This is a genomic window from Klebsiella sp. 2019SCSN059, assembly GCF_021739525.1.
In the GTDB taxonomy this organism is placed as follows: Bacteria; Pseudomonadota; Gammaproteobacteria; order Enterobacterales; family Enterobacteriaceae; genus Klebsiella; species Klebsiella quasipneumoniae.
The window spans coordinates 1-21,498 of record NZ_JAKKOM010000051.1; the positions used below are offsets into that span (position 1 = coordinate 1).

Annotated in this window: 34 protein-coding genes and 1 pseudogene; all 35 read right to left on the reverse strand. The window is 55.9% G+C overall.

Translation table 11 applies throughout. The annotated features are described in order from the left end of the window. Window positions 1–178 precede the first annotated feature (178 nt). Window positions 179–592 (reverse strand): helix-turn-helix domain-containing protein, encoded by a 414-nt coding sequence (locus L2I46_RS27225; protein ID WP_013023817.1) that lies wholly within the window; start codon window positions 590–592, stop codon window positions 179–181. Then, window positions 593–871, reverse strand: coding sequence for a helix-turn-helix domain-containing protein (locus L2I46_RS27230; RefSeq protein WP_004152721.1), 279 nt, complete (start codon window positions 869–871; stop codon window positions 593–595). Continuing rightward, window positions 861–1,181 (reverse strand): type II toxin-antitoxin system RelE/ParE family toxin, encoded by a 321-nt coding sequence (locus L2I46_RS27235; protein ID WP_004152720.1) that lies wholly within the window; start codon window positions 1,179–1,181, stop codon window positions 861–863. The genes L2I46_RS27230 and L2I46_RS27235 overlap by 11 nt, the downstream gene beginning before the upstream one ends. An 80-nt stretch (window positions 1,182–1,261) precedes the next feature. Beyond that, a complete protein-coding gene (locus tag L2I46_RS27240) occupies window positions 1,262–1,486 on the reverse strand; it encodes a hypothetical protein (RefSeq protein ID WP_004152719.1) in 225 nt (74 codons plus the stop codon). A gap of 10 nt (window positions 1,487–1,496) precedes the next feature. Next, entirely contained in the window at window positions 1,497–1,709 is a 213-nt protein-coding gene (locus tag L2I46_RS27245; RefSeq protein WP_013023815.1) for a hypothetical protein, read from the reverse strand. A 60-nt stretch (window positions 1,710–1,769) separates the two neighbouring features. Beyond that, window positions 1,770–2,126 carry a hypothetical protein gene (locus L2I46_RS27250; RefSeq protein ID WP_013023814.1) on the reverse strand — a complete coding sequence of 119 codons (357 nt, stop codon included), beginning with the start codon at window positions 2,124–2,126 and terminating at the stop codon, window positions 1,770–1,772. 841 nt (window positions 2,127–2,967) lie between these two features. Further along, window positions 2,968–3,285, reverse strand: coding sequence for a hypothetical protein (locus tag L2I46_RS27255; protein ID WP_013023810.1), 318 nt, complete (start codon window positions 3,283–3,285; stop codon window positions 2,968–2,970). A gap of 14 nt (window positions 3,286–3,299) precedes the next feature. Then, window positions 3,300–3,650, reverse strand: a complete 351-nt coding sequence (locus tag L2I46_RS27260) for a hypothetical protein (protein ID WP_013023809.1) — start codon at window positions 3,648–3,650, stop codon at window positions 3,300–3,302. After that, the gene (locus L2I46_RS27265) at window positions 3,647–3,919 is read right to left on the reverse strand and encodes a hypothetical protein (protein ID WP_014343506.1); all 273 of its coding nucleotides are present in this window, start codon (window positions 3,917–3,919) and stop codon (window positions 3,647–3,649) included. Before L2I46_RS27265 ends, L2I46_RS27260 begins: the two co-directional genes overlap by 4 nt. Window positions 3,920–4,611: 692 nt before the next feature. Further along, window positions 4,612–4,731 (reverse strand): type I toxin-antitoxin system Hok family toxin, encoded by a 120-nt coding sequence (locus L2I46_RS27270; RefSeq protein ID WP_159376494.1) that lies wholly within the window; start codon window positions 4,729–4,731, stop codon window positions 4,612–4,614. Beyond that, complete coding sequence (locus L2I46_RS27275) at window positions 4,676–4,828, reverse strand: DUF5431 family protein (protein ID WP_004150508.1); 153 nt, start codon at window positions 4,826–4,828, stop codon at window positions 4,676–4,678. The genes L2I46_RS27270 and L2I46_RS27275 overlap by 56 nt, the downstream gene beginning before the upstream one ends. Before the next feature lie 169 nt (window positions 4,829–4,997). Then, window positions 4,998–5,372 (reverse strand): hypothetical protein, encoded by a 375-nt coding sequence (locus L2I46_RS27280; RefSeq protein WP_047665807.1) that lies wholly within the window; start codon window positions 5,370–5,372, stop codon window positions 4,998–5,000. 55 nt (window positions 5,373–5,427) lie between these two features. Further along, window positions 5,428–5,754 (reverse strand): hypothetical protein, encoded by a 327-nt coding sequence (locus tag L2I46_RS27285; protein WP_013023807.1) that lies wholly within the window; start codon window positions 5,752–5,754, stop codon window positions 5,428–5,430. After that, window positions 5,751–6,479, reverse strand: coding sequence for a plasmid SOS inhibition protein A (locus L2I46_RS27290; RefSeq protein ID WP_001568058.1), 729 nt, complete (start codon window positions 6,477–6,479; stop codon window positions 5,751–5,753). The genes L2I46_RS27285 and L2I46_RS27290 overlap by 4 nt, the downstream gene beginning before the upstream one ends. Beyond that, a complete protein-coding gene (psiB, locus tag L2I46_RS27295) occupies window positions 6,476–6,907 on the reverse strand; it encodes a conjugation system SOS inhibitor PsiB (RefSeq protein WP_013023806.1) in 432 nt (143 codons plus the stop codon). Before psiB ends, L2I46_RS27290 begins: the two co-directional genes overlap by 4 nt. Window positions 6,908–6,951: 44 nt before the next feature. Continuing rightward, window positions 6,952–9,009, reverse strand: a complete 2,058-nt coding sequence (locus L2I46_RS27300; protein ID WP_013023805.1) for a ParB/RepB/Spo0J family partition protein — start codon at window positions 9,007–9,009, stop codon at window positions 6,952–6,954. A 69-nt stretch (window positions 9,010–9,078) separates the two neighbouring features. After that, window positions 9,079–9,327, reverse strand: a complete 249-nt coding sequence (locus L2I46_RS27305) for a DUF905 domain-containing protein (protein ID WP_001568055.1) — start codon at window positions 9,325–9,327, stop codon at window positions 9,079–9,081. Between the two features lie 48 nt (window positions 9,328–9,375). Then, window positions 9,376–9,918 (reverse strand): single-stranded DNA-binding protein, encoded by a 543-nt coding sequence (locus L2I46_RS27310; RefSeq protein WP_015344994.1) that lies wholly within the window; start codon window positions 9,916–9,918, stop codon window positions 9,376–9,378. A gap of 830 nt (window positions 9,919–10,748) precedes the next feature. Continuing rightward, window positions 10,749–11,312 (reverse strand): methyltransferase, encoded by a 564-nt coding sequence (locus L2I46_RS27315; protein WP_004152756.1) that lies wholly within the window; start codon window positions 11,310–11,312, stop codon window positions 10,749–10,751. 47 nt (window positions 11,313–11,359) lie between these two features. Then, window positions 11,360–12,715: a DUF3560 domain-containing protein gene (locus tag L2I46_RS27320; RefSeq protein WP_015344996.1), complete on the reverse strand. Its 1,356-nt coding sequence runs from the start codon at window positions 12,713–12,715 to the stop codon at window positions 11,360–11,362. A gap of 51 nt (window positions 12,716–12,766) precedes the next feature. Continuing rightward, window positions 12,767–12,997 (reverse strand): hypothetical protein, encoded by a 231-nt coding sequence (locus L2I46_RS27325; protein WP_001568051.1) that lies wholly within the window; start codon window positions 12,995–12,997, stop codon window positions 12,767–12,769. A 91-nt stretch (window positions 12,998–13,088) separates the two neighbouring features. Next, window positions 13,089–13,316: a hypothetical protein gene (locus tag L2I46_RS27330; protein WP_001568050.1), complete on the reverse strand. Its 228-nt coding sequence runs from the start codon at window positions 13,314–13,316 to the stop codon at window positions 13,089–13,091. A 679-nt stretch (window positions 13,317–13,995) separates the two neighbouring features. After that, window positions 13,996–14,316: a hypothetical protein gene (locus tag L2I46_RS27335; RefSeq protein ID WP_001568049.1), complete on the reverse strand. Its 321-nt coding sequence runs from the start codon at window positions 14,314–14,316 to the stop codon at window positions 13,996–13,998. Window positions 14,317–14,350: 34 nt separating this feature from the next. Then, window positions 14,351–14,605 carry a DNA polymerase III subunit theta gene (locus tag L2I46_RS27340; protein ID WP_011977779.1) on the reverse strand — a complete coding sequence of 85 codons (255 nt, stop codon included), beginning with the start codon at window positions 14,603–14,605 and terminating at the stop codon, window positions 14,351–14,353. Between the two features lie 187 nt (window positions 14,606–14,792). Further along, the gene (locus L2I46_RS27345; protein ID WP_001568047.1) at window positions 14,793–14,984 is read right to left on the reverse strand and encodes a hypothetical protein; all 192 of its coding nucleotides are present in this window, start codon (window positions 14,982–14,984) and stop codon (window positions 14,793–14,795) included. A 42-nt stretch (window positions 14,985–15,026) separates the two neighbouring features. Beyond that, on the reverse strand, window positions 15,027–15,533 hold the full coding sequence (locus L2I46_RS27350; RefSeq protein WP_013214014.1) for an antirestriction protein ArdA: 507 nt from the start codon (window positions 15,531–15,533) through the stop codon (window positions 15,027–15,029). Window positions 15,534–15,575: 42 nt separating this feature from the next. Beyond that, on the reverse strand, window positions 15,576–16,004 hold the full coding sequence (locus L2I46_RS27355; protein ID WP_004152356.1) for an antirestriction protein: 429 nt from the start codon (window positions 16,002–16,004) through the stop codon (window positions 15,576–15,578). 680 nt (window positions 16,005–16,684) lie between these two features. Next, a complete protein-coding gene (locus tag L2I46_RS27360; RefSeq protein ID WP_013214013.1) occupies window positions 16,685–17,452 on the reverse strand; it encodes a hypothetical protein in 768 nt (255 codons plus the stop codon). A 53-nt stretch (window positions 17,453–17,505) separates the two neighbouring features. Then, on the reverse strand, window positions 17,506–17,925 hold the full coding sequence (locus tag L2I46_RS27365) for a DUF1380 domain-containing protein (RefSeq protein WP_001568043.1): 420 nt from the start codon (window positions 17,923–17,925) through the stop codon (window positions 17,506–17,508). A 9-nt stretch (window positions 17,926–17,934) separates the two neighbouring features. After that, complete coding sequence (locus tag L2I46_RS27370; protein WP_001568042.1) at window positions 17,935–18,156, reverse strand: hypothetical protein; 222 nt, start codon at window positions 18,154–18,156, stop codon at window positions 17,935–17,937. After that, window positions 18,156–18,857 carry a DNA methylase gene (locus tag L2I46_RS27375; RefSeq protein ID WP_001568041.1) on the reverse strand — a complete coding sequence of 234 codons (702 nt, stop codon included), beginning with the start codon at window positions 18,855–18,857 and terminating at the stop codon, window positions 18,156–18,158. The genes L2I46_RS27370 and L2I46_RS27375 overlap by 1 nt, the downstream gene beginning before the upstream one ends. Before the next feature lie 71 nt (window positions 18,858–18,928). Beyond that, window positions 18,929–19,098 (reverse strand): annotated as a pseudogene (locus L2I46_RS27380) (hypothetical protein); the annotation flags it as partial. 195 nt (window positions 19,099–19,293) lie between these two features. Further along, window positions 19,294–19,524, reverse strand: a complete 231-nt coding sequence (locus L2I46_RS27385) for a hypothetical protein (protein ID WP_001568040.1) — start codon at window positions 19,522–19,524, stop codon at window positions 19,294–19,296. 63 nt (window positions 19,525–19,587) lie between these two features. After that, complete coding sequence (locus tag L2I46_RS27390; protein WP_015345000.1) at window positions 19,588–20,259, reverse strand: plasmid partitioning/stability family protein; 672 nt, start codon at window positions 20,257–20,259, stop codon at window positions 19,588–19,590. A 2-nt stretch (window positions 20,260–20,261) separates the two neighbouring features. Beyond that, window positions 20,262–21,233, reverse strand: coding sequence for a plasmid segregation protein ParM domain-containing protein (gene parM / locus L2I46_RS27395; RefSeq protein ID WP_001568038.1), 972 nt, complete (start codon window positions 21,231–21,233; stop codon window positions 20,262–20,264). Window positions 21,234–21,498 lie beyond the last annotated feature (265 nt).

Sequence of the window (21,498 nt, forward strand, 5' to 3'; positions counted from 1 at the left end):
TTTTATCATCGAGTTCGGTGACCGCCTCGACGGTCACTTCTGAGAAAAGGCATTTACACAGAATGGTGTACAGGCTCCGCGTCAGCGCGGCCAGGTTTTCCCGGCGCCGCAGGCGCGCGGCCTTTCGAGGCGCGGCCAGACGGGGACCGATGCCCCCTTCGCCTGCTCTGTTCCCGAATCAGTCAACAAACATCGAGACCGGGATTTGAAATCGATTTGCCAGCGCCCGCATGTGATCAAGGGTCAGACTGCGTTCACCACTGAGGATCCGGCTGACGAGTGATTTGTTGCCTATCTCGTTTTCAAAATCGGACTGTGAAAGCCCGCGTTGCTGCATAAGAACCCGCAGCAACGATACACCGTTTTTACCAGCTTCGATGCGCGTATTAAATTCTTCAAATTCCACCGCGTTATTTTCCCAGGCATCAATGCGGGCAGTCAGTATATCAACCAGCGGGCTGTCCGGGTCATGTTCCAGAAGATACTCAACGAGTTTACGTGCATCTTCGTAATCTTTGCGGGACGAACTTCCACCCAGCAGAGGGACAATACTCGCCAGGTCATTCACCGCTTTATTGGCATCGCTAATCATTCAAACCTGCTGAATTTTAAAGTTAACACCGCAGGCTCTGGCGTACCGAACCAGCGTCTGAATACTCATTCGCGAAGCGTTCTTCTCCATACGTGAGATAGTAGGCGCTTTGATGCCCATACGTTCTGCAACCTGTGCCGACGTCAAACCCGCTTCTTTTCTCCATGTTGCTAAGGTTTCCCGAAGTAGCTCCGAGGCTTCTTCTGCCTCGAATGCCGCGCTGTACTCATGATCGTTCATTGCTTCGGTATGAACCTGGCTAAGGGTTTTATATTTCATTCTGCATTTCCTCCAGTCTGCGAAGTGCCTGATCTATTTCTGCCGGGGGCGTTTTTGGCGATTTTTTGATAAAGATCCGAAGTAGAAAAATACGTTCACCACTCTGATATACCCAGATTCCGCGGGCGATATCTGCCCCCATTGTACGTATTTCGAAAAGGCCGTTTCCAAGCGGCTTGGTATCTGGCTCGCGTAGCTGGCGAGGGTTTGCTTCCAGCTTCATGAGTAGCCTGGCCATTTTTGCACGAATGGCAGCAGGCAGAGCCGTAAACTCTTTTTCAGCCTCATCATGAAAGATGACTGTGAACATGAATGTAATCTCTGGTCCGTATGTGCACACGTTAGCTCAAAAGCTAACTTAGCTCAAGAGCTAAGTTAGCTAGCTTCTCACTACCCGACCTTTACGACTTCAATGCCCAGGATCAGAGCTATGAATTCTGCTTTGTTCTGAAGCAACCAGGTGCGTGCTTCGGGTGCCTGAGCTTTGCTGATATCGATATCAAACTGATTAAGCGCTGCAGCATCGGCGTGTCCAAGTGTAATACCGCGCCACTGCATCCCTGCAAAATAGGCGTTCCCTGCCCCCTGCTGGATTTTTCCTTTCACGTGTTCCATTGCCCAGACCTCATTCCACGCCCAGACGGCGGAACATATCGGCGATGATATTCCGGCGCGTATATGAAGCACCTGCGGCTTTCAGATCGGCCAGCACGTTATAGGCGTAACTGGCATCTTTTCCATGAAAAGCGATCACCTTTTCCGCTTTTGGTTCAAAACAGGATGGGGAAGTTTCCCGGAAGAAAGCCTCTGATGAGTGTTGATTGCCGTATACTTTCATTTTGCGTTACCTCTGGTCTTTAAGGGATGGCAGCGATACGCCGCCATCCGTGTTTATTTCTCAGCAGTCGTTTGCCGCCAGTTCACTCATCAGTACATCCCGTGCTTCCAGCGCGCGTTCCTCTTCGGCTAGCGTCAGCAGATAGCCGCGCTTTGCCGCAGCGCCCATTAACACCGGACGGTCTTTCAACGGCAGCGCATCCAGATAATCCAGCGCACCACCCAGCAGATGGGCCTGATACAGCTCGTAATGCATCCCGCAGCTCCGACCAGCCTTTTTCTCGATACGTTCCAGCACTACATCGGCGCGGATAACATCGAACGGGTTTCGGGAATGAATGTTGCGCACAAAACCGTCAGTCCGGAGGGTTGTGCTTTCTTTGGTGGAGGGTTTTACGTTGACGTTTTGTGTGCTCATCCAGCTTTCTCCTTTATCTGTTTTTTCTGCCTTTTAAAACCATCACCCGTTGAGTTGCCGGGGCCGCGGTTTTGACTTTGTGCGGGGACCTGCTGAACCTGCCCCCTGGATAAAACCTTCACCCGTTTGAGAGCCGTTCGCCGCGAGGGCGTAAACGAGCACGGGCGACAGCAGCTGTCCAGGGCGCGGTTTACCGCGTGCCATTTACCCTGGACGGATGATGGCGACTGTGCTTGTCTCAGCCCCGGCGAATGGACTCAAACGGGTGATACGGCGCCAGGGGAAAGGAGCAGGCATCCGCCGCAACGACGAAGAGCGCGGGCGCGAAACGGCGTTGCCCTGCAGAGTGCCGGCAGCTTTATCGCCGGCACGGTGAAAGCGGCGCGGCCGGAACGGTCGCAGCAAGCGCTGCCGTTGACCCTGACCTCAGACATCAGACACTAGCCGTCAGGCCCGAAACCGCTTGCGGGTTCGGCGGAGCCCGGCGGGTGCGAAGCAGCTGCCCTGGCGGAGTGTGGCTCGACGACTGGACAGCGCAGCTGGCCAGGAGCCGAAGGTGTCCAGTGTGGGTGTGCTTTTAATCCTTTTCAGTTTTAAAAAGGGACACAGCAGGAAATAAAGCCATCACAGGAAGGAACGGAGGAATATAAGAACAAAAGCCCGCAGAGAAATAACGGGCTGATCCAATGGACGAATCGAGAACAATCAACATAAATCAATATCTACAGCTCAATAAGCGGGCTGGATGTAATAATCCGCGTCACAAAATTAACGCTGCCATATATAGGGATTTATTAATTCCTGAAACTGCATTTGTCCGGAGCACAGACAGGTCAGGAGCTTACTTATCATTGTTTTCACTCACATTATTCGTTTCAAACGAGACAAGAAATGTTTTCAGCCCTGCACAAAACGCATTGAATTCTTCCGGTGTGACATCTGCGGATCGTTTTATTCTGGCTCCGCGAAGATGAGAATTACCGGATGCATTTTTTTCCGCCCCGGCACTGCGGATTATCGAGTCGGCCCGGCTTTTTGAACATTGAACACCGCCCAGGCTGATAATTTGTGCAACATCGTTCCTGTTGAGGCAGCCAATCGCCCCGGCAATCATCTTAAGATTAGCCGTAAGTTGTCTGCAGGAAAGTACGTCACTCATCGGATTTACCTTCTTCAGCGATCGAGCCGTTCGACGGTGGCCAGCAATTGCGGATAGGTCGCTGACTGACACTTTTCGTACAGTGATTTAGCTGCGGGTATCCCTTCCAGATAATCATCCGAGTCCCGAATTTCCTGAGCCAGATATTCAATAAAGGCGGGTTCCACAACGGAGCCATTCAGCACATTAAGCAGAACCTGTGTTTCTTCGGCATCGAGAGGAAGGGCACAGGCGCGAACCAGATGCGCATAGCGATCAAAGATATTATTCAGCCGTTCAGTCACCCCTTCCCTGTGGGAGTTCAGATGTGCTCGCAGCTTAGGCGAAGGTGTGAAAGAGGGGTTGCGGGAGATCTCTTTTTTCACTGGTTATCCTCAGAATACTGGCCCGACATAATTAAGAATTTGCGCCGCTCCCTCACGAACTGTCGGTACCATTTACGGGCAACACTGGCCAGATCGTCCTCAGAAGCGCCACAGGAAAGCGTACTCCCCATGAACCCTCCACCACAGCAAATCTGGGCGCCGGTGTTACCAGGGTGCCCCGGGGACTCCAGGTGAACATAACCGCCACTGTCGGGTGCGTAAAAACTGAAAATTTCGCCGGTTTTACGGGATTTTATCGTGAAGTTCATGCTGGCTCTCCTTTGGCTCACCCGCGACTGCGCTTCGCCTCACTGAGTTAAGTGGAACAATTTCTGTTCATTACGCAATCAACTGTATGACAGATGTCATACATAATCAACAAAAAAAGCCTGCTTAAAAAGCAGGCGAACATCACTGTATCATATAAGGAATGAACTGCAGTATCACCTGGCAGACCGGGCGACTGATTTACCAGGAAAGCGGATACCGCGCATTGCACGAATAAGTTATAGCAGCACTTTTCCGGAAGGAAAACCCGGCAGGCGGGCGGGTTAAGTGCTATGCAACCTGATGTAGCGCCGGGTTTCCCCGGGGAGCCTTTGGACAGCCTCACTGACTCGTGGTCTTTTAACTCTGCCGTTGCTGTTTCCACCCCTCCGTAAAGAGGGCTACGCTACAGAGAGAACTTATCACCAGAACCCAAATGTTCACAATCAATCACTTTTTTTTCAGACTGATGACAGGGTGTTACGAAGAATGAAGGATGTTAATGTGACTTGCGATTCATTGAATCTGTGTTGTAGGTAGATGAAAGATTTTTGCCCGCCTGTCGTGCGGGCTTTTTTTCCTGTAAGCAGGAAAAAGGGGCTACCGGTGAACGGTAACCCCTTCATAAAGGCGCTTCAGGCTTGTCAGACATCATCTCCCCTGAATGGCGGGGGCTTCCCCCCGCCGGGGTTAGCTACTTAGCGGATTCGTAAGCCAGAAAAGCCGCCACCTCCCTGTTCGTGTCCCTGTACCGGATTTCACAAAGTGATTTCCGGGTGAGGTAAGTGAATATCAGCAGTGTGAGGCACACTATTAATACGCACCCGAGCAGAGTGTTTCGCGGCAGTTTCATGGCCTTCTTCTCCTTGCCTTGCGGCATCTAAGAGGCTATCCTGATGTTGTCTAGGCATACAGGTGGCCTCGTGGGTTAATGAAAATTAACTACGGGGCTTTCTGCTTTTTGCCACACAACACGGTAACAAACCACCTTCACGTCATGAGGCAAAAAGCCTCAAGCGCCACGTCGATTATACCGGGACGGTGCTATTTCTTACCAGGTATATCCACGCTTTATGCTGCTTAGCGCTTTAAATATCTAATGTATACCCATCCCGCAATCAAGACGCCCGTGCCCAGCGCAAGATTAGGCAAAATCACATCGTTTGCACTTGCATATATGGTATTAGGATCATGTTGCCCCCAGAATGCCAGCTTGTACCCGATGCCCCAGACAAAGAATATAATCCCGGCAATCAGAACGCCGAATTCTATAACGCCGAGCAGGATTCCATCTAACCAGTCAGGCGGATCACGCCATGTGATGACCGCAGCTATTAGTGTGCAGATAATCTGGCCTGCATAATAACCAGGGGAACCATACCATTCCGGAGCAACATGCTTCACGATAAAATAGAACAGCACGTTCATTAAGATAACGAGCAACCAGTACCTCATAGTTCTGCTTTCCTTGTATTTGGCCATCTGAGTTGTCAGACAGCATTGTACTTATTCATCGGGCGGACTTGCCATTGAAATACTCCGGACGCGCAGCCAGTTCACGCTCGATTAACTCGTCGGCAAACAAAGGGGCAACACGATGAATACGTGCCTGCATGTTGCGCCTTCTCACCGCTGCTTTCCGTTCATCGCTCCAGCGTTGGATCTGTTTCTGGCCGTGAAAATCCACGCATACAGCGTAACCTGAGCCAGCCACCCAGCGTGACATCACCTCTTCAGGTGCCGCCTGCCCAGCCTCCACGACAACGGAAATCAGTTCCCGTGGACCCGGGCAGGGCCTGTGCGGCAGTTTCCAGCGCAGAGAATAGCGCCACTTCATACACCACTCCGATCAGCCAGCTTATTTGGCACCTGCCAGCGTTCAGCAACACGAATATGTTCAGGTGTTTCCCGGACAATTAACGGAATTTCGTACATCACTGCATACAGCGGCTCACCGCTGATGCGAAGCCAGTCCAGTTCCTTCAGCGATGTGAATCGCGACTGCCAGCGCCAGAACGGTGCTGCAAGCTCTGCCGCGTCAAACTCGTCGCTCCACCGGGTGTACCAGGTGCAGACGGTTTCCGGTGACTGAAAATTCAGTTCTGTGACAGCCTGTCCCAGCAGGTTCTGACGCAGTAACCAGGACTGCTCGACCTGACGGGCTTCACGGCGCATTTTTCGGGTGAAGGCAAAGTCCTGACGTTTTAGCCTGCGTACTGTTCGGGTATGAAGGACTTCCGGAAAAAGTTCAGCCTGCACATCCATTGTCAGCGGCAGCGGACAGTATTCCCCGTGGCTGGAGATAAGCATATCCAGCGCCTCTTCCACCTGTTTCAGGCTGGAAAGGCGGTCTTTTGGATCACGGTGAAGGCCAGGAATACGGCGGGCAACGTCACTGTTAATCCGGCTACAGCCTGTCAGCAGGCGCAGGAATGTCCGGACGTGTGGCATCGATGGCAGACGTGCGCCGCGCTGGCGAGCCTCTTCCACCGTCATGATGGCCTGCAGCGCTGCCTGACGGGCTGGTTTCAGGGATACAAGAGCACTGGATGACGGGATCATTGTGCGCCCTCCTGTGACAGCGTGCTGATGATGCTGGCAAACGAGTAGCCACCGGCGTCAAGACACTCGATGAGATCCAGAGTATGGGTGATGAGTTCAGGGTTGAATGCATCCATCACGCGAACGACAGAGAACGGCTGACCGTCACGGGTAACAAAGACCACTATCCAGCGAGGATTCAGCTCCCCCGGACTGCATACCGCCACATCAAAGTGACCATGAGGGGGGGTAAAACGGATCTGGACAGGAAAGAAGCCGCCAAATTCGCACCGGTATTCGGCATTCACGGACCAGCCGGACGGTGAGGTCAGATCGCGCATGACAGCGTGACTCAGCTCCCGGCGAAAGTCTTCACCGGCGGCGCGGTAGTCTTCCAGCTCATCAGAAGACATGGTTTTCAGGACATCCAGAGTCAGTACCGTTTTCATTTTCAGTCTCCTTATCGCCGCCCCGCAGGGCGGCGTCTCCGTTATCAGGCGGCGCAGGCCGGGTTGTTATGGTCGGTGACGTCGCCGGCATCAGCGTCGGTATCGTTCTGACTTATTGCCAGACTGAGTTCAGACTTTGCGGCAAGCTGTTTCTGATTGTCAGCACTGGTCATCCATTCCGGAACCCAACGGATTTTTGAGAGGAAGTGCTCTGCATGTTCAGCGGCATCCTTTTTCTTCATCTTCGCGGCGTCCTGTGCTGCGCCAGCCAGTCCGGCCTGAGAGAGTGCCTGTACAATGTGTGGCAGCTTCATGTGCGAGAAAAGGTTATCAGCCGTCGGTTTCCACCAGTCACGAAGGTCAAACTGAATGGCGTTTTCCACCCCATCCAGCGAACTCTGGTGTTTACGACCAAATTCATCCTTGCCCTGTACACCATCTATGGAGCAGGCGGTGCAGAAAGCCATCAGTGCCATCAGGGTTGCGCCATCGAGCGTAAAGAAGGTGGTCATATCCTTTCGCCAGTTTTCCGGCAGCAGGGCTTCAAGACGTTCTTTTTCTGACTGGATGGCCTGAAACGCAACGCTGTTTTCACCGTCAGGTGCTTCACGGGTCAGCGCGTAATGCGACACACTCACGCTAATGCAGAACGGCTCTTTGACGGACGTTGTGGTATGGAAAACCGAGTTACACATTTTCCAGACCATCAGCGCGACGGCTTTCTGCGGCTGCTGCAACAGGGCCGCCTGAACCGCCAGTGTGCGTTCAGAAGAAAGGCGGGTCAGCAACGGGACACTGACGGCGTCCAGCGGATCGACTTTTTCAGGGGCCAGATCGGTGGATGCATCCTTCTCCTCCATTTTTTCATCGGCGCACAGCACCACACCGCGCTGTACTTTCACCTCCTGGCCAGTCCAGGAAACCACCACTCCGGCAGATTGCTTCATTTCATCCGTCCATGCCCGGTGTTTTGCCCGGTGCGCGATGGTCTGCTGTTCTTCCCAGACGGCTTCCAGAGCCCCGGCCAAGACGTCATCATTCACGCCGGGGTTCTCGTCTTCATACTTAGCTTCCAGAGCTTCCAGTTCCGCAAGACGTTCTGATTCGGCTTCGGTATATTCCACAGGCGGGACAGCATGCAGGCGCCAGATTTTAGTGTCCTTCCCGTAGTGTGAAATCGGGTCAAGACGACCATCACACCATGACCAGCCTTCCGCTTCGCGGAGGTGCTCCGCGATGTTCTGCAGTTTTTCCAGCAGGGCGGTATCGAGCGATGCACTTTTGACATAGCCGCCGTTTTCGCTGCTGAAGAGATCAACCCGGATTTCATCCGGACTGAATGCGGCCTCTCCCACAAAGCGGAATTTGTCGCCGTTTGTGGAAACCTCTTCTGAGGTAATGAGGTTACGGATCGAGGAAACTGATACTTCATTATTCCAGGACCGTTTGCGGGCGGATTCCAGCACTTCCACCTGGCGTTTCTGATCGCTTTCGAGCGCCAGTGCCTGGCAGTGTTCGGTGGTGATTTCATCCTTCGCCAGCGCCGCCAGAATTTCGGGAGCCAGTTCGGTCAGTTTCAACATGCGCTGAACATGACGCGTACCGAACCCCAGTAAATCGCCAATCTGCGCGGGGGTTTTCCCCTGCTCTGCCAGTGTGCGGAACCCGGCGATCTGTTCAGACGGATGCATTGCCATCTGCTGTTCGTTTTCTGCCATTGATGCCGCAACAGCCAGTTCATCAGGTACCTTTTTCACCATCACCTGATATCCGGCATCGATACGGTTTTCACTCTGCAGGAGCTGCAGCGCTTTCAGGCGACGACCACCGGCAGCCACACCACAGCGACCATCCGGGAGGTTATGCACGACCAGATTCTGCAACAGGCCAATGGCTTCAATGGAATCTGCCATTGAACAGACTTTCTCCGCCGGATAGGGAATGGTCCTGACGTTCAGGGGAGACTTCACCAGTGCCGTCACCGGGACATACTCGACCTGTGCGGCATCGAGAGCCACTTTAAGCGCCTCAGCTTCGGCAGACTTAAGCGTTTTTTTGCTGGTTTTCGGTGCAGTTTTTACCTTAGACTCTGTTGCAGACATAATTGATACCTCTTAGCTATTGATGAATGTCTGCCGGACAGCCCACCTGTCCGGCCTTCTTCTTACTGCTTACTTCGTTTTGCGTACTCCGTAGTCCCGGATGTAGCGGTTCATCATGTCCTCGCCGCCCGGTTCAAAATTCCAGACGCGCCAGATCATGCTGCCGTCATCCTGATGACGGACGACAAGGCGAAAATGAGTCCCCTGGTCATCTTCAATCGCCACATTCTGATACTGCGCTGCGACAACCTGAGCCTGCTCGCGGGTAAACGTGCCATCCGGCAGGGATACAAGCGGGGACAAAACGTTATGGTCCATGTGTTTCTCCTTTTCTGCCCCGCCTGAACGGGGCGTCTTCATCGTGGTTTAAAAGGGCGCTTCATCATCCATTGGTGGGAAATCATCCGGGAGTGGCTGAGGCGGTTGCTGAGACGGGGCGGCATCCTGACGGCCTTTCTTACCGCCCTTCGCTTTCGGGGATTTAGCTGCGGCCTGAGCAGGTTGTGCCGGGGTGGCAGTATTCTGCGGCTGCGCGGCGCTCTCAGGCACTCCGGATTCACGGCGGCCGCCGAGCATCTGCAGGGTGCCGTTCTGCCCGACCAGCACCTCGGTGACGTAGCGCGTGACTCCGGCATCGTCCTGCCAGTTGCGGGTGCGCAGCTGGCCCTCGATGTAGACCTGTGCGCCTTTACGCAGGTATTCACCCGCCACTTCCGCGAGCTTGCCGAACATGACAACACGGTGCCACTCGGTGTTTTCGCGCATCTCTCCCGTCTGCTTGTCACGCCATGTTTCAGACGTGGCCAGCGTCAGATTGACCACTGCGCCCCCGTTGGGCATGTAACGCACTTCCGGGTCCTGTCCCAGATGTCCAACCAGAATGACTTTGTTAACGCCACGTGCTGCCATGATGAATCTCCTTAATCCGTTGTTTTGCCTTTTAAAACCATCACCCGTTGAGTTGCCGGGGCCGCGGTTTTGACGTTTTGCGGGGACCTGCTGAACCTGCCCCCTGGATATAACCTTCACCCGTTTGAGAGCCGTTCGCCGCGAGGGCGTAAACGAGCACGGCCCGGTGCAGATGTCCGGGGGTGAGCGGGAAATTTTTTTCGGTCTAATGAAGCGCAGCGGAATGGCCGGGAAAAATTTATTGCGAAAGGCCCTGCCGTCCCCTGGACAGCAAGACGGGTTGTGCTTGTCTCAGCCCCGGCGAATGGACTCAAACGGGTGATACGGGTACCAGGGGAAAGGAGCAGGCACCCGCCGCAACGACGAAGAGCGCGGGCGCGAAACGGCGTTGCCCCGCAGAGTGCCGGCAGTCCTTCGCCGGCACGGTGAAAGCGGCGCGACCGGGACGGTCGCAGCAAGCGCTGCCGTTGACCTTGACGTCAGACATCAGACACTAGCCGCCAGGCCCGAAACCGCGTAGCGGGTTCGGCGGAGCTTACCGCGTCTTTTCGCGGTTAGCGGAGTGTGGCTCGACGACCGGACAGCGCAGCTGGCCGGGAGCCGAAGGTGTCCAGTATGGGTGTGCTTTTAAAGCCTTTAAGGGTTAAAAAGAGGCATCACAGCAGAAAGAAGAAGAGAAAGCAGACAGACAGCAGGCAGCAAACAGGGAAGACGCGGAAAGGAAATGCGGGCGGCGCGTCAGCGCGGCCCGGTTTTCCCGGCGCCGCAGGCGCGCGGTCTTTCGAGGCGCGGCCAGACGGGGACAGGTGCCCCGCCGGCTTAACGTGTCATCAGACGGTTATTCTGAGAATGGCGGTCGCTACCTGGGTATACGTGAATGTTCCCCGCGGCAATGGCTCCCAGACGTCCGCCAGGGACTCCAGCGCCTTTTGCTGACGCGGCCCGTCCAGACATATGCCCGTCAGAATCCCGCCAGGCTCAAGCAGAGTTAATGCCCGCCGGATATGCCGGATATCATCACCGCGATTAAACGGCGGATTCATGATAATTCGGGTATACCGGCGCTCCGGATGATATTCGAGAAAATCTCCGCACCAGATCCGGACCTCCGGGAAATGCGCCTGCAGGTGACGGGCTAACCCGGCGTGCAGCTCCACGGCGTCACACTTCGCCCGGGGGACTGCATCCCTGATCGCCTGCAGTATGGCGCCCGTTCCGGCACTGGGTTCCAGAATGCGATCGGTTTCCCGGACATCAGCCAGCTCAACCAGCCGGCGACATTCCGGGGAGGGGGTGACAAAAAGTTGCGAGCTACCCTGAATTTCAGCGACAGGGGCGCGCCCTTCCAGTTTGTCCCGCATCGCCTGAATACGGTGTTTAAGGTCATGATGCATGAATGTACTCCCTGACCTCCCCGGCAAGATGCCGGGGAGCCTTCCTGTTATTTTTTCGGAATTTCAACGGTTTTCATGTCTGTGATATACACATTCACGAGCGTACAACCGTGCGTCATGCACCGGCGGAAGCGGTAGGCGCCGTGTGTTTCGGTTTCTGCAGCAGCCCGCACGCCTTTATAATCAGCGGGTAATTTCGCCCACTCGGCTTTTGTCATTTCCCGGAACCCTTCCCCCGGATAATTGACGATCGGTGGGCGCTTCGCCGCTTTCTTCGCGTTGCTGGCTTCCTCCGCTGTCGGGGCTTTGTAGTCCGTGATACGGTCGGGCGTGAGTTTCATCGTGCCGCTGTAGCCCAGAAAGCGATAACCGGGCGTTTCGACTGAACTCACCTCCCCCTTACTCCGGTTAACCCGGAGAATGGTTAACCATTCTCCCCGGCTCAGTACCTGCCCGCCTGGTTCAAATTCCTGTGTTCGGGTGACAACGCCACCGTTTTCATTGAGCATCGCGCGTTCGTAGGCCAGGCGGTTCTGGTAATGATTCACCCAGCGCTGTTGGTGGTTAATCGTGCGCTCATGACAGCGGATCGCAATATCACGCGCCTGTTCAAAAGTAATGATCTCCTCAGACAGGGCAGAATGGAGAGACATCGAGCCCTCATACTGGCTTTTCTCTGCCGGGCGGGGGTATTTGTCGAGCGTGAAGCAGGCATGAATATGATCATAATTACTGACCAGTAACGCCATTTTCAGATCGAGCGTCTGCGCACGCCACATCGTCATATACTTTTCAGACCGGGCAATGTGCTTTTGGGACTTGCGTAATTCCGCCTCGATTTTTTTGATACGGCGGTAACGCACATCCGGACGCTCCTTGTATTTCGCGTGCCGCAGAGAGGCCTGCGCGCGCTGTTCCCAGTATTCGGCGCGCTCGAACAGCATCACCGCACGTTTCATGCCGTTCTCAATTTTCTGCGCATGCCGGCGCGCGCGGCGCTCGCTGTGGTGGCCTACCAGGATCGGCTGTCCCAGCGGGACAGCCGATGCCAGCGAATCAACATGCGCAAGCGCCTGCTCCGATTCAACCGCCCGCCGGTCACTGTAGTCACTGAACCGCCCGGCGCGCTGCTCCTGGCGATCAAACAGGGTGCTGTCCTCGTCCTCGATATCACCGGCGAGGGAAAGCAGGACATCCTCCCGCCCCGGCGTCCAGGCTGGCGCCACAAAAAGTTCCTGTTTGGGCGCCCAGCGAAAGCCTGCTTTGTTGATCAGGGAATACGTTTCTTCATCGAGCCGTAATGATGCGTAAAGTCGCAATTTATTATCATCGGGTGAATAAGTTGCCCGGTAAGTCTGGCCTGCGGTGTTTTCCGTCGTGATCTGTGCGGTAGTCGGTGCCATTGTGTTTTCTCCTTCCTGCAGTTGCCGCCCCTCGCGGGGCGGCTCACCTCATCAGTTAAATGCGCGTTTCAGTTCCAGCGTGCGGAGTACCTGCCCGAGGGCGGTATTTTTCATCGCGGGGATGTGGACACCGCGCCCTTTGCGGTGACTTCTGGCGATATGACGCCCGAAAGCTCTGAGAGCGGGATCAATCTCCGGTGCGGTGATATCTGCGCGCAGAATGCGCGAATGACGACGGGGCTTTACAGCGCCTGCGGAAGGTGAAAAAATAGAAACGATCATAGAGTTGACTCCTTATGGTAGTTAACGAAGCCGGAAAAACCGTTCGTGCGATTTTTACGGCGTGGGAGAAGCAGGGTTTACCCTGCTTTTTTCATATCTGCGGTTTGCTTCCCGCTTCTTCTTCCTCCTTCTTAAGCTGATCGGTAATGTCTTCCGGTTCGCCCAGAAACCAGCCTTTGACGGGTTCACAGCGTTCAATAAACGCTTTTATCGCCCGTTTTCCGGTCGTGGCCTGCACCCGGGTAAACATCGGCAGATTGCCGCTGGCATTGCTTCCCAGAAATGCGATCCGATACGTTCGCAATGAAGGATCCTGCATTTTTCTTTTTCCTGATTTTTAAAGAACATCACCCGTTGAGTTGCCGGGGCCGCGGTTTTGACTTTGTGCGGGGACCTGCTGAACCTGCCCCCTGGATATAACCTTCACCCGTTTGAGAGCCGTTCGCCGCAAGGGCGTAAACGAGCACGGCCCGGTGCAGATGTCCGGGGGTGAGCGGGAAATTTTTTTCGGCCTAATGAAGCGGCAGCGGAATGGCCGGGAAAAATTTATTGCGAAAGGCCCTGCCGTCCCCTGGACAGCAAGACGGGTTGTGCTTGTCTCAGCCCCGGCGAATGGACTCAAACGGGTGATACGGGTACCAGGGGAAAGGAGCAGGCACCCGCCGCAACGACGAAGAGCGCGGGCGCGAAACGGCGTTGCCCCGCAGAGTGCCGGCAGTCCTTCGCCGGCACGGTGAAAGCGGCGCGACCGGGACGGTCGCAGCAAGCGCTGCCGTTGACCTTGACGTCAGACATCAGACACTAGCCGCCAGGCCCGAAACCGCGTAGCGGGTTCGGCGGAGCTTACCGCGTCTTTTCGCGGTTAGCGGAGTGTGGCTCGACGACTGAACCGCGCCAGCGGGTCAGGAGCCGAAGGTGGCCCCGGAGCAGATTGTGTGAAAGGAAAGTGAGGCAAAGCCAGAGGAAGAGCAGCAGCAAGATGAAGGGTACCGGTCAGGTCAGGACTGAGATTCGCCCTGCTCTTTTCTGTACTGTACAACGCAGTACCAGGCCGAAGCCAGGAAAGCAAAAACGGTGATCAACCCGCGTAATTCGTCACCCGGCTCTTTCCCCTTCAGCATCAGCGTTATGATGATGCCGGCAACGATAATCCACGCAATGCCACTCCAGAGGCGCAGCTTATCCGCCACGACATTAATCAGAACAAAAGCAACGGCCAGGATAGCCCCCCACAGAGCCGGAACAGGCTGAAACGGAATAAAAAACAGGTTAATACCGGTTAAAAGCGTCACGGCTGCAAACATCAGAGACATACGCATAAAATTTCCTCCCTGGACACACTGACTATAAGAATCACTTCTGCTGCTCATCTCCGGGTTTATTATATTCGGGCGCATTTGCGCGCGGCAGCTGCTGACTGTTCAGTCTATGTACGCGGAGCCGTTCATGGAAATATTCGCGCAGGTGTTCAGGCTGTTCCCGTTCAACAAGTTCCGGCACGACGGGCTTGTTCATGCGCTCCTGCCAGGCAACAGCAGCAGCCACCTTATCGACGGCAACTTTATCCTGCTCCTCCTTTGAAAAAGAGGCGATATTCCACTTTGACATATGCTTTACCGGTCTGCTTTACAGGAAGATATCCCTGATAATACGCGAATTCCGGGGCAACAGCGACTGACAACGGAGAGGAGAGTGCGCGGCGCCGGAGGCGCGGCGACGTATATCTCCGGCAAGCGCAGCCTGCCCGGGTTTTCGCGCGGCCGGAAGCGGCAGAGGTTCCCCCCTGCCCTGTGATTTATCGTGCCTTTCCCCCCTGAAGAATGAAATGGCCGCCAATATAGACGGCGCACTGACAGGTCATGTATTCGCAGATTTCATCCATCACCTGCGCAGTGGTCAGTTCCCGCTGACCGGCATCGCGGCGGCGGGCATTAATCAGGGCTTTGTACTGTCGCAGGATATCGCGGCTTTGTGGTGCAAGTTTCATGTGCTTTCTCCTTAACCGGCGGGCTTCCCCGCCGGATAGTAATCAGTTGCTGAATACATAGCCTTCATGGAAGACATAGCCGCTGCTGAACAGATCCCGCGCATAAGCCTCATAATCGAAATAGACGCGCAGGGATTCAGGCACCTCGTTTAACAGGCCGTGATCCTCCACAAAGCCATAAGCAAAATCCTCCTCGCTTTCAGCCTCGCCACAATACGCCTCATCAAAGGCGTCATAGTCGCACTCGCCGGTATAGTCCGCCCAGGCCACAAACGCGGCAGCGCGTCCTTCGTCCTGCGCCTGCCGGAATGCCTCGATAAACGCCCACTTAACAGAGGATTCAGAGGCAAACTGAGACGGGATCCCTTCCCAGTCCTGAAACATAAACTCGGGGTCATCCTCGGCGGCATGCAACGCCCGGCAGGCGTCATAAAATTCGTCTTCGTCGTCGAAGTCGGTTAAATCAAACCATTTGCCAAAAATACTGCCGCCGTTGTACTGGTGATATGTGCCCACGTAGACGGCCGGAACGGTTACTGATGAAGTCATTTTTGTCTCCCTGCGGGGCGGTGTAACCGCCCCGGTCGTTAATCAGTCCAGCGCGGCGTAAATAGCACTGCATTCGGGGTGAAAGGTGATGTGATTCCAGAGCTGGGCATCACGCAGCATATAAAGGCGAGTCAGCGCCGGGTTACTGCTGTCATGATGGGCCGCCAGACGGCGATTAATCGCCAGGCTGGTCAGAATAATGCCCGCCGCGTCGGCGCTGACAGTGCGATCAAACCAGTTTTCGCTACTGACCAGATGTACCCGGCCACAATCCGGCATCATGTAGCCGCCCCCCTCCGGCAGGCGAATAAAATGCCAGAAGCCGCCCTCATAGCCGGGCATCCATTTTTTGGCCAGAGCGTACACCTGTAATTCCGCGAGCATGAAATCCGTGCCGAACAGGTACGGCATAAAAGACAGGCGGTCGGACTCCTCAACATTCAGGACCGGGCATGTATTCACATACTGCATGGATAAACCTCCGTAATCACATAGACTGCGGCACCGGGTTGTGCCGTGCCGACACGACAGCCCGGCGAAAAGCGGAAGATGCAGGGGCGACACCGGAGGCCGCAGCGCAGATATAGCGCGAAGCTGGTCTGGACGGTTTTCGAGCGAAACCTGAGCGAGAAAACGACGGGAAGAACGGCGAGCATCATAAAAAACCTGCGACCGGGCGAGGATGGCGGCGTCAGCGCACCCTTGCATCTGCAGCGGCCGGGCTAAAGTGAAGGCACGGCACTACCCGTCGCGATGCAGGAGGTTGAATACAGGGTTTCTCTCCCCCGTTTTTCGACCACCGGGAGAAAAGCGGAAGCAGATGTCGCAACGCGACAGACGCAGTAATAAGGCCACGGACCGGAGGGATGGGGCCGGGTGAAGCGGAGCCGGCGGCAACGGCAAGCCGGCGACTGCCTTATCCGGGGATGGCGGCGCCAGCGAACTCCAGCCTCTGCGGCTGTCGGGCTAAAGTGAAGGCACGGCACAGCCAGCACACGGCACGGCGATAACAGAGGGTTGTGTTCACCCAAAAGGCCCGGAAACCGGGCCGGGTGGACGCGGAGCCGGCACGGCGACATCCTTATCGCACCACACCTCCTGTGCCGGCAGGCTGACAAGGGAGGGTCCCCCTCCCCTGACGCTCCGGGCTGTCACTCCTGAGTTCTGCTGGCGCGGGCCTCTCTCACCATTTCCCTTAAAACCCGGCGATCAAACCAGCGCCGGACCGGAGTGTCCGTAAAACGCAGCTGATCAGCGATAACCCCTGCGCTCCTGATAGTTTCCTCCCGCTCGTTAACCAGGGTGAGCAGGACCGGGCAGAATCGCGCATCGCGAATAAGAATGGCATCGAGGACCTGATCCAGCCTGTCGGTTTCGTCTTCGTCCAGGCAGTTATCATGATCATACTCAACGGCCAGCAAGCGCCAGTCACCGATCCGCCTGTCCATCAGACGGGGATTGACGGACGGCGTAAGCGCGGCGGCGATGCGCTTCGTATCCCGGTGGACGATTTCCGATATCTGCGTGAGGGAGGCTTTCAGGAAGGCCAGCAGATCGTCACATTCCGCCGCTGTCAGCCACTCCTGAGCGTAAGGCAGGCGGATAACCTGACAGTCAGCCAGCCGCTCCGGATGCGGATATGCCTGCACCGGAAAGAGATGCAGACGAGCCGGGGTTCCCGCCAGCCGCCGGGCGCTGGCGAGCAACAACGCTGCCCGGCCATACGTCAGCGGCTGACAAAGCTGTTCCGTAAGCGTGAGGATTTCCACGCCACTGAGAGAGCCGCAGGCGGCAAGCCAGCCGGGTACGGTTTCGGGGGCGACGGGCGCCATATCAACAGTGTCGGGCCAGCCAGCCTGGCGCAGCATCCGGTCGCCGTGACGCAGAATAAGCGTGTTAAGGGTTTCTTTTTTCATCATTATCGTCTCTGTCCGGGTTATATCACCCCGCCGCGTGGCGGGGCGATCTGCTGTCAGCTTTTCAGTAATGCCCGCACTTTTGCTGTATCCGCCAGGCGGCGCATTACGCTTTCCGGCACCGGGAGATTGCGATCCCGTGCGGTCCATTCCCTGTCCCACAATGCCTGTTCGGCGGTAATCAGCAGGGTTTCAAGCAGGTCAACCGGCACAGTCACCCTCTGCCCGTTCTCTTTCACCTGGTCTATCAGTGCCATCACCAGGCCGGCTGACACGCCCGACTCAAGCCGTTGTTCTTCCGGTATAGTGTCCATGCGTTCCAGTACTGCCCTTACGTCATGTTCTGAAAAGGAATATTCCATCCCGTCAGCCAGTGCTTCAATATCCGCCGGGGTCCAGATAATCAGGTTCAGCGGGGTTTCTGCGGGATATTGCTCATTCAGCATCCTGCAAAGATCTTCACGGGTTCCGTACATGTTCTCTCCTCAATCCAGAAAGCTTTCATCGAGCATCAGTGCAATATTGAACGCCTCATCCATCAGGACGCTGAGACGTCGCAGACTGATACCGGCAAGCCGTTCCGCCAGTCCGTCGTACCGGTAGTGGTACGTGTCTTCCAGCACTTTCAGGGTGGTTTTCAGGTCGCAAAGATTGTTCGCCAGCCCGGCCATATCGCGGCGCAGGGCTTCGTGTCCGTCGTAATTCATTACGCGGCCTCCGGAAGCCATTCATCGTTCGCCGCCGGGGTATTTACGGCCCGGTGCATGGCGGCCAGTCGTTCGGTTCCGGCCCGGTGGTACTGCGCCAGCATTTCGATGCCGATATAGCGGCGTCCGGCACGGTATGCAGCGACGCAGGTCGAACCGCTTCCGGCAAACGGGTCGAGAACAATCGCGCCCGGAGCGCTGAATGACTCAATCAGCGGCTGTAGCGCCTCCACTGGTTTCTGCGTCGGATGCAGGGTATTACCGGTATACGGGAAGGGCAGCACATCCGGCAGCGGTTTAAGGGGCGGCACGGGGCGGCCTTTGGCAAGGACATAAGCCCCTTCATGGCAGTAGTCCACAAATCCGCGTCGGGCCCTGGCGTTACGACGGTTGGAGGCATAGTTTTTGGTGAACACAAGCTGGCCCACGGCATAGAATCCTGCCGCCTTCCACGCGGCCATAAAGCGGTCCACACGGTTCCAGCCGTAGAAGCTCACCATCAGCGCGTCTTTTTTAAGGACGCGGTACATCTCCAGCGTGGCCGGTTGCAGCCATTCGTCCGTCACATCCCCGGCAATCTGTCTGCCCTGACGGTCCTTAAAACCGACGAGGTAAGGCGGATCGGTCACAATAAGGTCCACGGCACGGTCGGGGAATCCGCGCATCACATCAATACAGTTCCCGAGAATGAATCTGGACATGGCAGCACTCCTGTAGTCTGAGGGGGCAGGAGGCATCACCGCGATACCGTTCCCTGCCGCACGCTGCCTGTTCATCGCGTCCGGTCACGGGTCAGGCCGACCGTGGAATACCGCAGCCGTCCGTCTTTTGGACGGCAAGGATATGCCGCGAAAGCGGCTTGAAGGGTGTTCCTTAAAAGGGCGAGGGACTGGCGTACACTCTCAACGACGCCGGGCCGGAGCGGAAAAACCGCCCGTCCCGTACCAGACCGGACGCGAGACACTGGCAGCGGGCGGCAGGCTTGCGTTAACTCCAGGCGAACGGGGAATTACCGGCATACCTGTCCACAAATCCGGGGCTTAAGATTGTGGATAACCTGAAGGCAAACGACGGAGAAGCGCGGGAGAACAGACGCCACCACGCCTGTTCTTTTTTTGAACAACCGGAAAGTTTATATCAGCGGTTCAGGGATTTATCCCCGGCCAGTGACAGGCCAATATAGACGCCCGCCCCCCAGATGACCTGCGACAAAATGAAAACCCACTGCGGAACGTCGAAAACCAGAAGCGGAAGCAGACATACCGTCACAATGCCAATCAGCCGGCTGCCAAATTTTCTGCGCACCGGTTCACTGCTGTCGACGGGAATGCGGGCGAGACGGAGAACATTTCTGAATCCTGGTGACATGAGAACCTCCCTGGGGATGTCAGTCATTTGAAATCGGTATAGTAGTGGATGTGATTCGTACTGTTAGTCACCGAATGCACGCCGCATATTTTTCTTTATTTCCCGGGTATCCGCCCCGGACACCGGCGCGGCAGATGCTGCCGGCGTATCCGGTACTGCAGCTGCAGCCCTGTTCACGTCAGCGGTGCCGGCCATCTGCTGAACCAGAGCCTGCAGCTCACTGACCGAGGTGGGCGGTACCGGCATACTGGCCAGCAGGCGCGGCAGTTCAGGCGCCGTCGTGTGGAGGGCAAGACCGGTGATAATCAGGTTTCTCAGCAGATCCCCACGCAGACGGGATGACGCTTCCGTCAGCACACTTTCCACCCGTTCCCCACTCCGGCCATTCTGAAGCGTCAGGGTGTAACGCCGGCGCTGGTATTCTGTCTCCGGTGACACGGGCAGAGCTGCCTCACCATTTTCGGGCTCATCCGGAAGGCCGGTGAGTGAGGACCAGGTTCCGGAGACCAGGGCCATCACGGCGCAAAGGCGGACAGCGCTCAGTTGCCCGGCAAAGAACACCGGGATCAGCGCCGGTAAACGGGCATCCACCTGGTATACCACCGCCCCGGCGGTGGCGGCGGTACGGATGAACTCACCGCGCAGGGGCTGTGAGATGGTGCTGATGGTTGCCATTGCCGCGATGTCGGTGCGATCGTCGCTGTGCAGATAGAAAGAATACTGGCCGTCCGGCACGTTTAGTCCTCTTTATTGTAAAGGGCAATCTCCCTGGCCAGCGCCATCTGCGGATCGCCTATAACCTCGATACGGTCAGGAGCCAGAGGCCAGGCCTGACGGATAGCTTCTTCTATGAGGGAAGCCCCTCCCCCGACCAGGAATACCCGGTTAACGTTCCTGAAGGCCGTCAGCTCACTGGTGACACGCGCCCCCAGGGAAGTGATCGCCTCTGTTATTTTGTTCCGAACCTCGTCGATTTTACCGGCATCGTTGATCACACGCTGCAGATACTGACGATCATTGCGGTTGCGGATGATAGTGTCAGCGATGAGGGCGCTGGTTTCGCTGTCTGCCGCACGCAGCGCGCCTGCAGCTGCGCGGGTGACCTGTGACACGCCGACAGACGGATTACCGTGCACCGCACTGATATCATCAAACTGGCCGACAATCACACCGGCATCGAGCGTGGTACCACCGAGATCGATAATCAGGGTGGTCTCAGCGGGGCCGGGTTTCAGCTCCGCGAGACGGGAGAACGCTGCCGGTAGTGATTCCGGCATCACCTTCACGTCCGTTACGGTAAATGCCCTGCCCTTATTCAGAACCAGCTCACGCATCAGGTTTTCCCGTTTGCGTCGTATGTTCTCCTCGTTCCGCTGGCAGTCCCCGTCGTAATACTCACTCAGGGGCAGCGTCACGGTCAGGCTCACCGGCTGCGGCTCCAGTCCGCTGTTCAGCAGCGCATGATGCACGGCCAGCAGGTTGAGATCACCGTACTGATATTCCACGTTTGTTGTCGGGATGGCATCCCGACTGACGCTGTCCCAGGTGTATTTCAGCGTCCCCACCTGATAGTTGAACGTTGCCGCACTGAATTCCGCCACTTTCCAGCCATGCCGGAAGGAGTTCGCAGAAACCCGGGTCTGAAGCTCATCGCCTTCAAACCATGCCAGCTTAACATTAGTTGAACCATCATCGCAGTAAATATTCATCAATATGCTCCGTTAGTTAAACTCAATTTGATACCAATTATAAGAGCAAAATGAAAAAAACAAAGTAACATTTCTCAATATGAGCAATATAAAAATATCAAAATGATTAATATAAGCATTTTGAACACCTTTATTTACTCAAAATGTTCTTAAGGCATGCGATCTGGATTATCGTCACGCTGTTAAATATGTCGCGGTAGGGATACCCGTTACCGGATACCCCCCGCACAGATCCCGGCGTGCGCGATTTACGCACCGGGCTCCT

Excerpts from the sequence above, each read along its gene's own strand:
- L2I46_RS27225 (WP_013023817.1), bottom strand. The coding sequence starts at position 592 with ATGATTAGCGATGCCAATAAAGCGGTGAATGACCTGGCGAGTATTGTC.
- L2I46_RS27230 (WP_004152721.1), bottom strand. The coding sequence starts at position 871 with ATGAAATATAAAACCCTTAGCCAGGTTCATACCGAAGCAATGAACGAT.
- L2I46_RS27235 (WP_004152720.1), bottom strand. The coding sequence starts at position 1,181 with ATGTTCACAGTCATCTTTCATGATGAGGCTGAAAAAGAGTTTACGGCT.
- L2I46_RS27240 (WP_004152719.1), bottom strand. The coding sequence starts at position 1,486 with ATGGAACACGTGAAAGGAAAAATCCAGCAGGGGGCAGGGAACGCCTAT.
- L2I46_RS27245 (WP_013023815.1), bottom strand. The coding sequence starts at position 1,709 with ATGAAAGTATACGGCAATCAACACTCATCAGAGGCTTTCTTCCGGGAA.
- L2I46_RS27250 (WP_013023814.1), bottom strand. The coding sequence starts at position 2,126 with ATGAGCACACAAAACGTCAACGTAAAACCCTCCACCAAAGAAAGCACA.
- L2I46_RS27255 (WP_013023810.1), bottom strand. The coding sequence starts at position 3,285 with ATGAGTGACGTACTTTCCTGCAGACAACTTACGGCTAATCTTAAGATG.
- L2I46_RS27265 (WP_014343506.1), bottom strand. The coding sequence starts at position 3,919 with ATGAACTTCACGATAAAATCCCGTAAAACCGGCGAAATTTTCAGTTTT.
- L2I46_RS27275 (WP_004150508.1), bottom strand. The coding sequence starts at position 4,828 with ATGCCTAGACAACATCAGGATAGCCTCTTAGATGCCGCAAGGCAAGGA.
- L2I46_RS27280 (WP_047665807.1), bottom strand. The coding sequence starts at position 5,372 with ATGAGGTACTGGTTGCTCGTTATCTTAATGAACGTGCTGTTCTATTTT.
- L2I46_RS27285 (WP_013023807.1), bottom strand. The coding sequence starts at position 5,754 with ATGAAGTGGCGCTATTCTCTGCGCTGGAAACTGCCGCACAGGCCCTGC.
- L2I46_RS27290 (WP_001568058.1), bottom strand. The coding sequence starts at position 6,479 with ATGATCCCGTCATCCAGTGCTCTTGTATCCCTGAAACCAGCCCGTCAG.
- psiB (WP_013023806.1), bottom strand. The coding sequence starts at position 6,907 with ATGAAAACGGTACTGACTCTGGATGTCCTGAAAACCATGTCTTCTGAT.
- L2I46_RS27300 (WP_013023805.1), bottom strand. The coding sequence starts at position 9,009 with ATGTCTGCAACAGAGTCTAAGGTAAAAACTGCACCGAAAACCAGCAAA.
- L2I46_RS27305 (WP_001568055.1), bottom strand. The coding sequence starts at position 9,327 with ATGGACCATAACGTTTTGTCCCCGCTTGTATCCCTGCCGGATGGCACG.
- L2I46_RS27310 (WP_015344994.1), bottom strand. The coding sequence starts at position 9,918 with ATGGCAGCACGTGGCGTTAACAAAGTCATTCTGGTTGGACATCTGGGA.
- L2I46_RS27315 (WP_004152756.1), bottom strand. The coding sequence starts at position 11,312 with ATGCATCATGACCTTAAACACCGTATTCAGGCGATGCGGGACAAACTG.
- L2I46_RS27320 (WP_015344996.1), bottom strand. The coding sequence starts at position 12,715 with ATGGCACCGACTACCGCACAGATCACGACGGAAAACACCGCAGGCCAG.
- L2I46_RS27325 (WP_001568051.1), bottom strand. The coding sequence starts at position 12,997 with ATGATCGTTTCTATTTTTTCACCTTCCGCAGGCGCTGTAAAGCCCCGT.
- L2I46_RS27330 (WP_001568050.1), bottom strand. The coding sequence starts at position 13,316 with ATGCAGGATCCTTCATTGCGAACGTATCGGATCGCATTTCTGGGAAGC.
- L2I46_RS27335 (WP_001568049.1), bottom strand. The coding sequence starts at position 14,316 with ATGCGTATGTCTCTGATGTTTGCAGCCGTGACGCTTTTAACCGGTATT.
- L2I46_RS27340 (WP_011977779.1), bottom strand. The coding sequence starts at position 14,605 with ATGTCAAAGTGGAATATCGCCTCTTTTTCAAAGGAGGAGCAGGATAAA.
- L2I46_RS27345 (WP_001568047.1), bottom strand. The coding sequence starts at position 14,984 with ATGAAACTTGCACCACAAAGCCGCGATATCCTGCGACAGTACAAAGCC.
- L2I46_RS27350 (WP_013214014.1), bottom strand. The coding sequence starts at position 15,533 with ATGACTTCATCAGTAACCGTTCCGGCCGTCTACGTGGGCACATATCAC.
- L2I46_RS27355 (WP_004152356.1), bottom strand. The coding sequence starts at position 16,004 with ATGCAGTATGTGAATACATGCCCGGTCCTGAATGTTGAGGAGTCCGAC.
- L2I46_RS27360 (WP_013214013.1), bottom strand. The coding sequence starts at position 17,452 with ATGATGAAAAAAGAAACCCTTAACACGCTTATTCTGCGTCACGGCGAC.
- L2I46_RS27365 (WP_001568043.1), bottom strand. The coding sequence starts at position 17,925 with ATGTACGGAACCCGTGAAGATCTTTGCAGGATGCTGAATGAGCAATAT.
- L2I46_RS27370 (WP_001568042.1), bottom strand. The coding sequence starts at position 18,156 with ATGAATTACGACGGACACGAAGCCCTGCGCCGCGATATGGCCGGGCTG.
- L2I46_RS27375 (WP_001568041.1), bottom strand. The coding sequence starts at position 18,857 with ATGTCCAGATTCATTCTCGGGAACTGTATTGATGTGATGCGCGGATTC.
- L2I46_RS27385 (WP_001568040.1), bottom strand. The coding sequence starts at position 19,524 with ATGTCACCAGGATTCAGAAATGTTCTCCGTCTCGCCCGCATTCCCGTC.
- parM (WP_001568038.1), bottom strand. The coding sequence starts at position 21,233 with ATGAATATTTACTGCGATGATGGTTCAACTAATGTTAAGCTGGCATGG.